We start from the raw sequence: 13359 nt of genomic DNA, 5'->3' as shown, positions 1-13359 counted from the left end.
TTCCCCGCCGAAGGGTTCGCGGAGAACCACGCGTGGCTGCAGGTGGTGATGATCGCCAACGACCTGATCACCTGGACAAAGCTCATCGCCTACAAAGACCACCCCAGCATTGGCCGGGCAGAGATTGCTGCGTTCCGGTACATGATCCTGCACACCGCAGCCCGCATCACCCGCGGAGCACGCCAGATACGACTACGCGTCGATGTCGGCTGGAGATGGGCCAACGAGGTCGCCCACGGCTACACCGCCATCCGCGACGCCTTCACCTGACGACCCGCCCACCTGCCCCAACGACTTAAGGAAATTTCGGAGAAACGGCCGCCCGAGACGGCACCCTCGGGCCACAGCCGCGCCCTCATGCGCATTCTCAGCGATTCACCCGCGAGCATGCCCTCAGAACTCCTCAGCGGCGCCCCGTGAAAGAAGGAGGCTAGAGCGACCAGATGAGATTGCCATCGCATTTGAGGGGCGAAACTACACCTACGCCGAACTGGATTCGCTGCACCGTCGGTTCGCCGGTTGGCTATCCGATCAGGGCGTATCTCCTGGGGACCGGGTAGCAGCCTTTCTGGGCAACTGTCCGGAGTTCATCATTGCCTTCCTTGCGATCCTCCGCTTGGGAGCTGTACATGTTCCAGTGAATCCGATGTTCGCCTCCGCAGAGCTCACCCATGAACTGCGGGACAGTGACCCGAAACTAGTGCTCACCCAGGAGGCCCTGGCCCCGGCTGTAGAGCAGGTTCAACCCGAACTGAACAGTCCGATTCCGGTACTCGCCGAGGCAGATGCGTGGCAAAAAGCCCTCCGCCACGAGCCGTACACATCCGATGACGGGGACCTCGAGAGCCTGGCCGCCCTGAACTACACCGGAGGCACCACGGGCCTGCCCAAAGGGTGCCAGCATTCGCAGCGTCATATGCTTTACACCGCAGTCAGCGGTGCCGCAGCTTCCGGATTGGATTCCACTCCCGGTTTCACCAGCCTGTGTTACCTCCCCATCTTCTGGATTGCTGGCGAAGACCTGGGGATTCTCTTCCCCATAGTGCTTGGTGGCACCAGCGTCTTGCTTAGAAGATGGGATGCAGGGGCTGTGCTTGATTCGATCGAGACATACGGTGTCCGAATCATGATTGGGACAGTGGAGAACTACCTTGAGTTGATGGAACGTCCCGACATTGGTGACCGTGACCTTGCTTCGCTGGTCGATCCCCAAGCCGTGTCCTTCGTGAGAAAGATGACGCCGGAGGTCCGGGCAGACTGGGCCGCGGCAGCTCCTTCGAGTGGCACCTTGCGGGAGGCCGCTTACGGGATGACAGAAACACACACCATCGACAGCGTTCCCTACGGATTCGCCACGGATGACAAAGACCTGCGTGCGGAACCAGTTTTCTGTGGCCTGCCGGTACCAGGAACGGATATTGCTGTTGTGGAGTTCGGAACTCAAAAGCCGCTCCCTTTAGACGAGGTGGGAGAGATCATCGTTCGGAGCCCCTCTGTCACAGACGGTTATTGGCGTAATCCAGAGGCAACCAAGGAACAACTTGTTGATGGCTGGGTCCATACCGGTGACAACGGACGTATCGACTCTGAGGGATTCCTGCACTATCTGGGGCGCCGCAAAGAGATGATCAAGGTAAAGGGAATGAGTGTTTTCCCTGCCGAGATCGAAATGCTCCTAGCCCAGCACTCCGAGGTGGAGTCTGTAGCAGTGGTTCCTGCTGAAGACCTGGAGACTGGACAGAGGCCGGTGGCCTTCGTCCAACTCCGCAGTTCTGGCACCGTGACTGCCACCGAGCTTGAACAATGGGCGAAGGAGAACATGGCTACCTATAAGGTGCCAATAGTGCACGTAGTGGAGTCACTGCCAATGACCGCGACCGGAAAAGTGCGGAAAGGTGAGCTCCTCGAGATGGTCTCTCGATGAGTTCGCGGATTCGGCTTCAAGAGGAGTATCACAATGTCACTGCCCCCCGCGCTTTCCGGGCCGCTGGCCCTGCCCGTGGTGGCTTCGCCGCTTTTCATCGTCTCCGGACCCCAGCTTGTCGCTGCCCAGTGTGCCGCCGGCGTCATCGGGTCATTCCCCGCCCTGAATGCCAGGCCAGCCTCCCTGCTGCGGGAGTGGCTGGCTGAGCTCACTGAGGGCCTGGAGGCATCCCGGGCACAGGGAAACACCCCCGCGCCCTTTGCGGTCAACCAGATCGTCCACCGCTCCAATGACCGGCTCGAAGAAGACCTCCAGGCCTGTGTGGACTATGAGGTGCCCATCGTCATCACCTCCCTGGGTGCCCGCGAGGAGGTCAATGAGGCCGTTCACTCCTATGGGGGCATCGTCCTCCACGATGTGATCAATAACCGCTTCGCCCATAAGGCCATCGAAAAGGGCGCCGATGGGCTCATCGCCGTAGCCGCTGGGGCGGGTGGGCATGCCGGAACCACCTCACCCTTCGCCCTGCTGCGCGAGATCCGCGAATGGTTCACCGGGCCGCTGCTGCTCTCCGGGGCCATCGCAGACGGCCGCTCCATCCTGGCCGCCCAGATTGCCGGAGCAGATATGGCCTATGTCGGTTCAGCCTTCATAGCCACCGAGGAGGCCAATGCCGTACCCGCCTATAAGCAGATGCTGGTAGAGGGAAGCTCCGCCGATATCGTCTACTCCAGCCACTTTACCGGAGTCCCCGGCAACTATCTGCGGGCCAGCATCGAAGCCGCCGGCCTGGATCCCGACAGTCTTGAGGGCTCCGATCCCAGCAGTATGAACTTCGGCAGCGGCGGGACCAAAGCATGGAAGGACATCTGGGGCGCCGGTCAGGGTATCGGTTCCATCAAGGAGGTCACCACGGTCAGCGCCGTCGTCGAGCGGTTGGTGGCCGAATACCGTGCTGCCCGGCAGGTTCCGGTGTGGACCGGGGAGGCGCTGGCATCGCTGCCTGTGTGATATGAATTACCTGAAACTAGATTCAAGTTAAAGGTGATTGCGGTCATCCGACGGAAAGGCAAGGCACTATGACAAGCGCTGAAATCGTCCAGACTGCCGAAGAGGCCCGCAGCCTCAGCATGCCCCCGCTGCTGATCCTCGACGAGGTGGAGAAATACCTCGACCAGCAGGGACTCGGCAGCGGTGAGCTGACCGTGGACCGCATCGGGGATGGTCGATCCAATATCACCTATCGCATCCGCCGCAGCGGGGTGGACCTCGTGCTGCGCCGCGGCCCGCGGCCCCCGCTGCCGAAATCCACCCATGACATGGTCCGCGAAGCCAGGGTCCAACAGGCCCTGCGCGGCCAGGGCTTCCCCGTCCCGGAGATCCGGGCGGTCTGCGCGGAGGAAGGCCTCCTCGGTGTCCCCTTCTACCTGATGGACTACATCGGCGGAGAGGTCATCACCGACTCCGTGCCCAGCCAGTTCGACGACGCCGAAACCCGCCGCGGACTCACTGCAGAACTGGTCCAGGTCCTGCAGAAACTGCACACCGTGGATGTCAGCCAGCCAGAAATCGGTGCCCTGGGTAAACCCGAGGGTTACCTGAAGCGGCAGGTCGAACGCTTCGCGAAACTCTGGCCGATCAATACCCAGCGCGAGATCCCGCTGGTGGCGGAGCTCGCCGAGACCTTGCATAAGAATCTCCCGGCCACTCAGCAGCACGCTGTCATCCACGGTGACTACCGATTGGGCAATGTGATGTACGAGGGCGCCGTGCCTGCCGGTGGTCAGCCCCGCATCGCCGCGGTGCTGGACTGGGAGATGGCCACCCTCGGTGACCCCCTCTCCGACCTCGGCTACCTCACCGCCACCTACTCCCAGGTCGGTGAAGGAAATGTGCTGGCAGCCAGTCCCATCACCGCCGAACCCGGATTCCATACCCGGGACGAGCTCGTGGAGGAATACGCCGCGGACTCCTCCCTGGATCTGAACATGCTGCCCTGGTACCAAACCCTGGCACTGTGGAAATCAGCCATCTTCTGCGAGGCGATGTACACCCGTTGGCTGCGCGGAGAGCGCCCCGGTGACAGCTTCGCCGAATCCCTGGAGCAGGGCGTGCCCCGGCTGCTTGAAGGTGCGCTGGGCTATGCCCGCAAGATCCCCGGTGCCTAGCGGATAGGGGCTGCCGGGCTGTGGCCGGGACAAGAATTGAACAAGGGTTGAATCTGGCGTCAAGTTCACATAATCTGACGCTATGCGTGCGATCCAGATCACAAGTCTCAATGGTCCTGAAGCCGTCGAGCTCAACGATATCCCCGGCCTCCCAGAAGGCAAACAGGTCATCATCGAGACCAAAGCCGCCGGCGTGGCCTTCCCCGAACTGCTGCAGACCCGCGGGCTCTACCAGGTCAAACCCGAGCTGCCCTTCACCCCTGGAGCCGAGGTCGCCGGAGTGGTCAAATACGCCCCGCAAGGCTCTGATCTGAACCCCGGAGACCGGGTGGCAGCCCTCTGCCTGCTCGGCGGCTTCGCCGAAGAGGTCGCCGCTGACCCCAACCTGACCTTCAAACTGCCCGATAACGTCAGCTTCGAACAGGGTGCCGCCTTCCTGTTCAACTACTGCACCGTCCACTTCGCCCTCCTGGACCGCGGTAACCTCCGCGAAGGCGAAAGGGTCCTAGTCCACGGAGCAGCCGGCGGCATCGGCACCGCAGCCATCCAGGTGGCCAAAGCCTTCGGCGCCGGCGAGGTCATCGGTGTGGCCTCCACGGAGGAGAAGGCCAAAGTCGCCACCAATGCCGGAGCCGACCGCGTCATCTCCCCGGAGGGATTTCTCGAGACCATCGGACGCGGTTCCGTGGATATCGTGCTGGACCCCGTCGGCGGCGACCGGTTCACCGACTCCCTGCGCGCCCTGGACGCCCAGGGCCGGCTGCTGGTTATTGGATTCACCGCCGGTGAGATCCCCGAGGTCAAGGTCAACCGGCTGCTGCTGAACAATATCTCCGTCGTCGGCGTCGGCTGGGGTGCCTATGCCCGCACCCGGCCCCACTACATCCCCGGCCAGTGGGAGCAGCTCCAGCCCCATCTGGCCTCCGGGGCACTGGCCCCACCGCTGGGACCGACCTATCCACTGGAAAAAGCCAGCGAGGCTATCCAGGTTCTCGAACAGCGATCGGCCACCGGAAAGGTGCTGCTGACGGTATGAGTGAAACAACCCAGATCAAACGGGCCCGCAGGCAGCGGCCCACCTTGCCGACCCTGGCCGAACTCGATGAACTCGGCGCTGTGGTCACCATGCCGGCACCACCGGAATGGGAAGACCTCAATGGGCATGTCAACGTCACCCACCACTACGGCTTCCACTTCAAGATCCTGCACAAAAGCTTCCAGAACCTAGGGATCGACGGCGACTACATCAACCAACATCAGCTGAGCACCTTCACCGTGGAGCAGCACCTGAGCTTCAACAGCGAGGTGCTCATCGGCCAGGAAGTCAGCGGCCATTTTCGGCTGCTGGACCGCAACTCCAAACTGCTGCACGGGATCTGCTTCATGGCCAACCGGGAGACCGGACAGATCGCCAGTGTCATCGAATTCATCGAAGCCCATGTCGACCTCAAAACCCGGCGCACAGCCGGCTGGCACCCGGATCTCGCCGAAATCGTCGATGGCGTGCTGACCAAACACCGCCAGCTGAGCTGGGAGGCCCCACTCTCCGGCTCCATGGGCCTGCACTGAATCGGACTGTGCTGAATCGGTGTGTGCTGAATCGACACTCCGCTGAACTATAACCACGTATAAGGAGAACCTCTGATGAGTACCCAGCGAACAGCAGTTGTGACCGGAGCGGCCCGCGGCATCGGAGCCGCCGTCGCCCGTCGCTTCGCCCAGGACGGACTCCAGGTCGCCATTCTGGACCTCGAGGAGGAGGCCTGCCGCAAAGTCGCCGATGAGATCACTGAAGCAGGCGGCAAAGCCCTCGGGCTCAGCTGCGATGTCACCGATGAGGAATCGGTGGCCACAGCAGTCGCTGCCGTGGCCGAGAAACTCGGTGAGCCCACTGTGCTGGTCAATAACGCCGGGATCATCCGCGACAACCTGCTGTTCAAGATGTCGGCATCCGATTGGGACCAGGTGGTGAACGTCCACCTGCGCGGATCCTTCCTGGTCAGCCGAGCCTGCCAGGCCTATATGACCCAGGCAGGCTTCGGGCGCATCGTCAATCTCTCCAGCACCTCGGCACTGGGCAACCGGGGCCAGGTCAACTATTCCGCCGCCAAGGCCGGCCTGCAGGGCTTCACCAAGACTCTGGCCCTGGAACTGGGCAAATTCGGAGTCACAGCCAATGCCATCGCACCCGGCTTCATCGAAACCGAGATGACTGCAGAGACTGCGGCCCGGGTCGGGATGGACTTCGAGGACTTCAAAAAGGCGGCCACCGCGCAGATTCCGGTCGGCCGCTCCGGCAAACCCGAAGATATCGCCCACCTGGCCTCCTTCCTGGTCAGTGAGGGCGCAGGCTTCGTCTCCGGACAGGTCATCTACGCAGCCGGCGGCCCCAGGGACTGAGCTGGAGAACGGAAACCCATGAAGAAGACATACCAGGCAGTCCTGTTCGACTTCGGCGGGGTCATCACCACCAGCCTGCTCAAAGCATTCCGGGCATTCGGCGCCGGTCTCGGGGACGAGAAGCTCCCGCTGAAGCTGTTGGGCAATAAACAGTCCCAATCCGCCCAGCTGCTGGCCGCCCATGAGGAAGGCCGGATCAGCGCAGCAGAATTCGAAGCAGGCTATGCCCGCGAACTGGCCGAATACGGCGTCGTCGTCGAACCGGAGGGTTTAATCACCCGTATCCAGGCCGGACTGGATACCGACCCCGAATCAGTGCAGCTGGTCGCTGACCTCCGCGAACAGGGCTATCCGGTCGGGCTGCTCTCGAACTCCTTCGGGGACAACTGCTACGCCGGCTACGATCTGGACTCCATGTTTGATGCGGTGACCATCTCCGCCGATATCGGAGTCCGCAAACCATCCCGTAAGGCCTACCAGCTGGCCTGCGAGAAACTCGGCGCCGACCCCGGCCACACCGTGATGGTCGACGACCTGCAGCATAATCTCGACTCCGCAGCTCGCCTGGGCATGGCCGGGGTGCTGCATACCCAAGCAGCAGCCACCCGCACCGAATTGGAGGGTCTGCTCAGCCAGCCGGGTGCTCGGTGAACCGGCCCAGGGATTCGGCCACGCACAGCGGCTTCTCAATCCCCTCGGCCTCGAAGACCTGAGTCGAGACCACCTGGGCGGCCCCTTCGCCGACCTCCTCCACTGAGGAGAGTGTCGAACGCATCCGCACCCGGGCGCCCACGGGGCTCGGATGGGGAAAGCGCACCTTGTTATAGCCGTAGTTCAGACTGTGCATGAAGCCGTCGAAGGCCATCAGTTCCTCGGTGAAGGCTGGCCCCAGGGACAGGATGAACAGTCCGTGGCCGATAGTGCCGCCGAAGGGACCCTCGGCAGCCCGCTTCGGATCCACATGGATCCACTGATGATCATGGGTGACATCGGCGAAAGTGTTGATGTCCTCCTGGGTCAGGGTGTGCCAGGCGGTGGGGCCTAGCTCCACGCCCTGCAGCTCTTTGAGTTCCTGAATGGATGTGGGACGGGGCTTCTGGCTCACGGGGGCCTCCTTGATGGGTGATATGTCTCACACATCGTAAGAGAACCTGACGTCAAGTTCAATAACAAAATCAGTTGAAACTGACGTCAAGTTAGGTATAAGGTGAGATCCACGTCACATCTATTGAATGTCACCAACAGTCCACATCGAGCCCCACACCTTTCACCCAGGGGAGAGCAGATGACTAACCTCGTTGAGAATATTTGGCGTCACGCAGACCAGACACCTGAAAAATCCGCCCTCCGTGAGGGCACCGGAGACCAGGAGCGCTCCTGGAACTATGACCAGCTGCGTCTGAGTATCAGCTCGGTCATGGATCAGTTCACCGAACGTGGCATCAGCCGCGGAGACCGGGTCCTGCTGGTGCTGCCGACCAGCGCAGAATTCGTCCTGACCTATCACGCCATCCTCGGTCTTGGCGCAACCGTGGTCACCGCCAACCCTCTCTGCGCGCCGCGCGAGCTGGAGTACTTCATCGAGGATGCAGGCTGCAGCCTCGCCCTGGGCTGGCGAGAAGGTCCCTTCGCCACCGAAGCCCTAGATGAGGCAGCAGCCAAAACCTCCACCCCGGGGTGGAACCTCCAACCCGGAGATCTCGATGAGATCACCGCCGAAGCCCCCGCCACCCTGGCAGAAGTTCAGCCCGACGACGCCGCGGCACTGCTCTACACCTCCGGGACTACCGGCAAACCCAAGGGCGCGGTGCTGACCCACGAGAACTTCCGGGCCACCGGCCGACTCCTCTCCAGCACGATGGACCTCCTGGACGAAGAGCATATGGGCACACCCCTGCCGCTCTTCCACGTCTTCGGCCAGGCCTCAGTGATGTCCTCGGTCTACACGGCCGGTTCATCCTTCAGCGTCATCCGGCCCTTCGACCCCCAGCTGACCCTCAAAGTCGCCGTCGAGCACAAACTCACCGGCCTGGCAGGAGTCCCGACCATGTGGAACGCCATGCTCTACACAGAATCCCCCTACACTCCGGAGGACTTCTCGCATATGCGACTGGCCTCCTCCGGCGGTGCCGCCCTGCCACTGGAGGTCGCCCGCGCCTTCCAGCAGCGCTTCGGCGGTGAAGTCCTCGAAGGCTACGGACTCACCGAGACCACCGGCGCGGCCACCTTCAACGTCCCCGGCGGCGAACGCAGAGAAGGCAGCGTCGGCCGAGCCCTGCCCGAGGTGGATATCGCCGTCATCGGGCCCGATGGCACCGAACTGCCCACAGGCGAGGTCGGTGAGATCGTCATCGACGGTCCCGTGGTGATGAAGGAGTACTGGAACCGTCCCGAGGCCACCGCAGGCTCCCGGCACGGCCGCTGGTTCCTCACCGGAGACCTCGGAAGGATCGACGAGGAGGGTTTCGTCTTCATCGTCGACCGGAAGAAGGACCTCATCATCCGCGGCGGCTACAACGTCTACCCGCGCGAGGTCGAGGAGGTCCTCTACACCCACCCCGATGTACAGGAGGCCGCCGTCGCCGGAGTCCCCGACGAACGGCTCGGCGAGGAGGTGGCCGCCGTCGTCGCCCTTCGCCCCGGTGCCCAGGAGGACGCCGCCGCACTGAAGGCATGGCTGGGCAAGGAACTCTCCGCCTATAAGGTTCCGCGGATCTACCGCTTCGTGGAAGCCCTGCCCAAGGGGGCCACCGGCAAGATCCTCAAACGCGCCATCAACCGCGACGATCTGGCCTCCCACGGCATCCGGCCCAGCCGCGAGACAGAAACGTCAGCAACCCAGAACCAACACCAGGAAAAAGGGGATAACGCCAGTGTCTGATCCCAAGACCATGTTGAGACAACGGGTGGACGAGCTGCTCGCCACCTATGACCCAGCCACCGTCTCCGCCACCGAGTTCCTCGGCGCCCGTTTCGACGCGGGGCTGGCCTGGGTGCACTTCCCCGAGGGCCACGGCGGGCTCGGGCTGCCCCAGGAGTACAACGAGGATGTGGCCAATTGGCTGGCCGAAGCCGGCGCTCCTGAGCCTGACCGCAGCCGCAACGGCATCGGCCTGGGCATGGTCGCACCGACCATTATGGCCATCGGCACCAAAGAGCAGCAGGAGAAATACCTCCGTCCGCTCTACACCTGCGAGGAGATCTGGTGCCAGCTCTTCAGCGAACCCGGGGCCGGCTCGGACCTCGCCGCCGTGGCCACAAAGGCCGTGCTCTCCGGGGATACTTGGACGGTGGACGGCCAGAAGGTCTGGACCTCCGGGGCGCACCACGCCAAGCGGGCCATCCTGGTGGCCCGGACCGATATCGAAGTCCCCAAACATGCCGGGATGACCTACTTCCTGGTCGATATGGAGGACCCCGGCATTGAGGTGCGGCCGCTGCGCCAGATCACCGGTGAAGCCGAGTTCAACGAGGTCTTCCTCAACGGGGTCAAAATCCCCGACGCCGACAGGGTCGGTGAGACCGGCGAGGGCTGGAAGGTCGCCACCACCACCCTGAACAACGAGCGGGTCGCCATCGGCTCCGGTGCCGACCGGGAGGCCGGGCATATTGGGGTGCTGGCCGAGAAATGGCGGAAGTACCCCGCCATCCGCAGTGAGGCCGCCTACCACGAGCTGATGCACTGGTGGATCGAAGCCGAGGTCACCCGGCTGACCGGTGAACGGCTGCGCCAACAGCTGGAGGTCGGCCAGCCCGGCCCCGAGGGATCAGCCATGAAACTGGCCTTCGCCACCCAGGCCCAGGCCATCACGGGACTGGCCATTGAGCTCGATCCCGACCACGGCCTGCTCTACGACGACTGGACTATGCATCGCCCGGACTCCACGGATTTTCTGGGCCGCGACGTCGGCTTCCGCTATCTGCGGGCTAAAGGAAACTCCCTGGAAGGTGGATCCAGCGAGATCCTGCGCAATGTGGTGGCCGAACGTGTCCTCGGGCTGCCGGCCGAACAACGACTCGATAAGGGAATTCCCTTTAAGGATGTGCCGCGATGACCAATCTGCTCTACACCGATATCGAAGACGCCCTGCGTGAAAGCGTCCGCGGGGCCATGGAACGCCACCTCGATCCGCATTCCACCACCGGGATCTACGATGAGCCCAAACCATGGGAGGCCAAAGCCTGGCAGTCGCTGACCGAGGAACTCGGCGTGGCGGGGCTTCTGGTTCCCGAAGACCGTGGGGGAGTGGGGGCAGGGCCCCGGGAAGCCGCTGTCGTACTCGAGGAGATCGGCCGCGCAGTGGCACCGGTGCCGTATCTGACCAGCTCCGTGATTGCCACGCAGGTGCTGCTTGAGCTTGGTGAGAGCGAGCATATTGCTGCACTGGCCGCCGGTGAGGCCACCGCCGCCCTAGTGCTGCCCTGGTCAGCCCGGCCCGGACACTGGTCCCCGGTACAGGGAACGGAGCCGGTCAAGCCCGTGGCCGGGGCAATGGGTGCTGATCTGCTGCTGATCCCGGTGGCAGAGGCCGGCGGAGTGCAGCTGCACCTGGTCAAGGCCGCCGAGACCACTGTTGAATCCCTGGTCTCCTTCGATATGACCCGGCCGCTGGCCGCGGTGACTCCGGCAAGCGGGGAAGTGCTGGCAACGGGCGATGACGCCCATCGTGCAGTCGAGGCCGGACTTCAGGCTGGGGCTGCGCTGTTAGCCTCCGAACAGTACGGACTGGCCCGCTCCTGCTTGGAGACCACAGTGGACTACGTGAAGAACCGCATCCAGTTCGCCCGGCCCATTGGTTCCTTCCAAGCGATCAAGCACCGCCTGGCCGACCTCTACCTCGAGGTCACCCAGGCTGGGGCGGCCGCCCGGTATGCGGCCGCGACCCTGGCCGATGACGACGCCGATAAGGCGGTGGCCATCTCCGTAGCGCAGACCTACTGCTCCGACGTCGCCGTTCATGCCGCCGAAGAGGCCGTGCAGCTCCACGGCGGTAATGGTATGACCTGGGAGTACCCGGTCCACCTCTACCTCAAACGCGCCAAATCCAGTCAGCTGGCCTTGGGCACCCCTGAGAAACACCGACAGGACCTCGGCCCACTGGTGAATATCACCACCTGAGCCGGTCCCCGGGGACTGAACCCTGTCACAGCTGAAGGATGACGAATAAGGAGATAACGATGGATATCAAGGCACTCTTCTCACTGGAAGGACGGACAGCGCTGGTCACCGGTGGGTCACGGGGAATCGGCAAGATGATCGCCGAGGGGTATGTCCGTAGCGGCGTGCGTACTTACATCAGCTCCCGCAAGGCGGAGGTCTGCGACCAGACCGCTGAGGAGCTGTCCCAATGGGGTGAATGCATCTCCCTGCCGGCGGACCTCTCCACCGCCGAGGGCGTGACCAGCCTGGTCAGCGCGTTCCGCGAGCGGGAGGGCAAACTCGACATCCTGGTCAACAACGCCGGTGCCGCCTGGGGTGCACCCTTTGAGGAGTTCCCCGAAGGAGGTTGGGACAAGGTGATGAACATCAACCTGAAATCGCCCTTCTTCCTCACCCAGGCCCTGCATAAGGACCTCCAGGCAGCCAGTGGCGACCACCCGGCGAAGGTCATCAACATCGCCTCCATTGACGGGATCTCACTGAACCCCCTTGAGACCTACTCGTACCACGCATCCAAGGCCGGCCTGATCCACCTGACCAAGAAACTGGCAGTGCGACTGGCCCAGGACGGCATCGTGATGAGCGCCATCGCCCCGGGTGCGTTTGCCAGCGAGATGAACTTTGAGGCTCGGGATCACGCTGATGAGATCAAGGACAATATTCCGGCTGCCCGAATCGGCCGGGACGAGGATATGGCAGGTGCGGCGATCTACCTCGCCTCGGCCGCCGGAGACTACGTGCTGGGGTCGACTCTGATCGTCGACGGGGGAGTTGCATACGCGCGCTGAGGCTCAGTCTGCCCTGCGGATAATGTGACATTTGCTACCGTGACTGGAGTGAACGAGAAAACCGTCGAGGAGGGGCCCCGGAAACCGCTGACCCTGCGGGGTGAACGTACCCGGGGATCACTGGTGGCCGCCGCCCGCGTGGTCTTTGAACGCGATGGCTACCTGGATGCCCGGCTGACCGATATCACCGCCGAGGCTGGATGCTCCACTGGCACCTTCTACACCTATTTCACCAGCAAGGAAGAGATCTTTGCTGCCCTGATGGAAGCAACGAAGAACGAGATGCTCCATCCGGGACTGGACCATGTGGAAGGCGATGACCCCGCCGCGGTCATCGAAGCCAGCAACCGTGCCTACCTCGAGGCCTACCGGCGCAACGCGAAGCTCATGCGCCTGATGGAAGAGGTCGCCAATATCGACCCCAAATTCATGGTGCTGCGCCAGGAACGTGCCCGCACCTTCGTGGAACGCAATGCCCAGAGTATTGCCGACCTGCAGGAACGGGGGCTGGCCGATCCCGAACTGGATCCCATGATGGCTTCCCGGGCGCTGTCCGGCATGATCAGCCGACTGGCTTTCGGCGCCTTCGCCTTGGGGGATGAAAAGGAGTACTCCTTCGAAGAGCTGCTCTATACGGTCACCCGGATCTGGTGCAACGGGCTGCGCATCGATCATCAGCTCGGTCGCGAGGACTAGGACGTCTCGACCACTTCTGATCTGACCCCGATCAGTGTGGTGCCGAGGATAAAGTTCGTAGACTGAACTCGTGTCGAAGTGCGCGGACTGTCATGCGATGGGGAGGTTCGGAAGCTGTGAGGACCTCTTCCATGTGCTGCTCGCTCTGGACCATCAACGACTAGTGGTCCGTCTCTGATTTAGCTTGCCATTTCGGTGAGTTTCGCTCGTGCTCGGCGGGTT

The 13359-nt window shown here is 62.8% G+C and carries 13 protein-coding genes and 1 pseudogene; 13 read left to right on the top strand and 1 reads right to left on the bottom strand.

Annotated elements, in window-relative coordinates; translation table 11 throughout:
- The 8 genes and pseudogenes from GNZ21_RS07135 to GNZ21_RS07100 form a co-directional block, all read left to right on the top strand.
- Window positions 1–270 (top strand): annotated as a pseudogene (locus GNZ21_RS07135) (IS1380 family transposase); the annotation flags it as partial.
- Window positions 203–1924 (top strand): AMP-binding protein, encoded by a 1722-nt coding sequence (locus GNZ21_RS07130; RefSeq protein ID WP_157322793.1) that lies wholly within the window; start codon window positions 203–205, stop codon window positions 1922–1924. The pseudogene GNZ21_RS07135 and the gene GNZ21_RS07130, both read left to right, overlap by 68 nt.
- Before the next feature lie 33 nt (window positions 1925–1957).
- A complete protein-coding gene (locus tag GNZ21_RS07125; protein ID WP_138253970.1) occupies window positions 1958–2935 on the top strand; it encodes an NAD(P)H-dependent flavin oxidoreductase in 978 nt (325 codons plus the stop codon).
- A 68-nt stretch (window positions 2936–3003) separates the two neighbouring features.
- Window positions 3004–4092 (top strand): phosphotransferase family protein, encoded by a 1089-nt coding sequence (locus GNZ21_RS07120; RefSeq protein ID WP_138253971.1) that lies wholly within the window; start codon window positions 3004–3006, stop codon window positions 4090–4092.
- A gap of 82 nt (window positions 4093–4174) precedes the next feature.
- Window positions 4175–5128, top strand: coding sequence for an NADPH:quinone oxidoreductase family protein (locus GNZ21_RS07115; RefSeq protein WP_157322791.1), 954 nt, complete (start codon window positions 4175–4177; stop codon window positions 5126–5128).
- Window positions 5125–5661, top strand: coding sequence for a thioesterase family protein (locus tag GNZ21_RS07110; RefSeq protein WP_157322790.1), 537 nt, complete (start codon window positions 5125–5127; stop codon window positions 5659–5661). Before GNZ21_RS07115 ends, GNZ21_RS07110 begins: the two co-directional genes overlap by 4 nt.
- A gap of 75 nt (window positions 5662–5736) precedes the next feature.
- Window positions 5737–6492 (top strand): SDR family oxidoreductase, encoded by a 756-nt coding sequence (locus GNZ21_RS07105; RefSeq protein ID WP_157322788.1) that lies wholly within the window; start codon window positions 5737–5739, stop codon window positions 6490–6492.
- 18 nt (window positions 6493–6510) lie between these two features.
- Window positions 6511–7143 carry an HAD family hydrolase gene (locus GNZ21_RS07100; protein ID WP_157322786.1) on the top strand — a complete coding sequence of 211 codons (633 nt, stop codon included), beginning with the start codon at window positions 6511–6513 and terminating at the stop codon, window positions 7141–7143.
- On the opposite strand, the gene GNZ21_RS07095 is transcribed toward GNZ21_RS07100, so the two are convergent.
- Complete coding sequence (locus GNZ21_RS07095) at window positions 7121–7597, bottom strand: MaoC family dehydratase (RefSeq protein ID WP_138253976.1); 477 nt, start codon at window positions 7595–7597, stop codon at window positions 7121–7123. The genes GNZ21_RS07100 and GNZ21_RS07095 overlap by 23 nt on opposite strands.
- 180 nt (window positions 7598–7777) lie before the next feature.
- On the opposite strand from GNZ21_RS07095, the gene GNZ21_RS07090 reads away from it, so the two are divergent.
- The 5 genes from GNZ21_RS07090 to GNZ21_RS07070 are packed head-to-tail and all read left to right on the top strand — an operon-like array spanning window position 7778 to window position 13137.
- Window positions 7778–9373: a class I adenylate-forming enzyme family protein gene (locus tag GNZ21_RS07090; RefSeq protein ID WP_157322784.1), complete on the top strand. Its 1596-nt coding sequence runs from the start codon at window positions 7778–7780 to the stop codon at window positions 9371–9373.
- Entirely contained in the window at window positions 9366–10547 is a 1182-nt protein-coding gene (locus GNZ21_RS07085; protein WP_229659610.1) for an acyl-CoA dehydrogenase family protein, read from the top strand. The genes GNZ21_RS07090 and GNZ21_RS07085 overlap by 8 nt, the downstream gene beginning before the upstream one ends.
- Window positions 10544–11611, top strand: coding sequence for an acyl-CoA dehydrogenase family protein (locus GNZ21_RS07080; RefSeq protein WP_157322782.1), 1068 nt, complete (start codon window positions 10544–10546; stop codon window positions 11609–11611). Before GNZ21_RS07085 ends, GNZ21_RS07080 begins: the two co-directional genes overlap by 4 nt.
- A gap of 59 nt (window positions 11612–11670) precedes the next feature.
- Window positions 11671–12441, top strand: coding sequence for an SDR family oxidoreductase (locus GNZ21_RS07075; protein ID WP_157322780.1), 771 nt, complete (start codon window positions 11671–11673; stop codon window positions 12439–12441).
- Between the two features lie 48 nt (window positions 12442–12489).
- The gene (locus tag GNZ21_RS07070) at window positions 12490–13137 is read left to right on the top strand and encodes a TetR/AcrR family transcriptional regulator (RefSeq protein WP_229659611.1); all 648 of its coding nucleotides are present in this window, start codon (window positions 12490–12492) and stop codon (window positions 13135–13137) included.
- Window positions 13138–13359: the final 222 nt, after the last annotated feature.

The organism is Nesterenkonia alkaliphila (genome assembly GCF_009758175.1).
In the GTDB taxonomy this organism is placed as follows: Bacteria; Actinomycetota; Actinomycetes; order Actinomycetales; family Micrococcaceae; genus Nesterenkonia; species Nesterenkonia alkaliphila.
Note: the sequence above shows the minus strand (reverse complement) of the source record. Positions and strands in the feature narration are given on the sequence as shown.

Coding starts and splice junctions, on each gene's coding strand:
- GNZ21_RS07125 (WP_138253970.1), top strand. CDS start 1,958: ATGTCACTGCCCCCCGCGCTTTCCGGGCCGCTGGCCCTGCCCGTGGTG.
- GNZ21_RS07120 (WP_138253971.1), top strand. CDS start 3,004: ATGACAAGCGCTGAAATCGTCCAGACTGCCGAAGAGGCCCGCAGCCTC.
- GNZ21_RS07100 (WP_157322786.1), top strand. CDS start 6,511: ATGAAGAAGACATACCAGGCAGTCCTGTTCGACTTCGGCGGGGTCATC.
- GNZ21_RS07115 (WP_157322791.1), top strand. CDS start 4,175: ATGCGTGCGATCCAGATCACAAGTCTCAATGGTCCTGAAGCCGTCGAG.
- GNZ21_RS07075 (WP_157322780.1), top strand. CDS start 11,671: ATGGATATCAAGGCACTCTTCTCACTGGAAGGACGGACAGCGCTGGTC.
- GNZ21_RS07110 (WP_157322790.1), top strand. CDS start 5,125: ATGAGTGAAACAACCCAGATCAAACGGGCCCGCAGGCAGCGGCCCACC.
- GNZ21_RS07080 (WP_157322782.1), top strand. CDS start 10,544: ATGACCAATCTGCTCTACACCGATATCGAAGACGCCCTGCGTGAAAGC.
- GNZ21_RS07090 (WP_157322784.1), top strand. CDS start 7,778: ATGACTAACCTCGTTGAGAATATTTGGCGTCACGCAGACCAGACACCT.
- GNZ21_RS07130 (WP_157322793.1), top strand. CDS start 203: ATGTCGGCTGGAGATGGGCCAACGAGGTCGCCCACGGCTACACCGCCA.
- GNZ21_RS07105 (WP_157322788.1), top strand. CDS start 5,737: ATGAGTACCCAGCGAACAGCAGTTGTGACCGGAGCGGCCCGCGGCATC.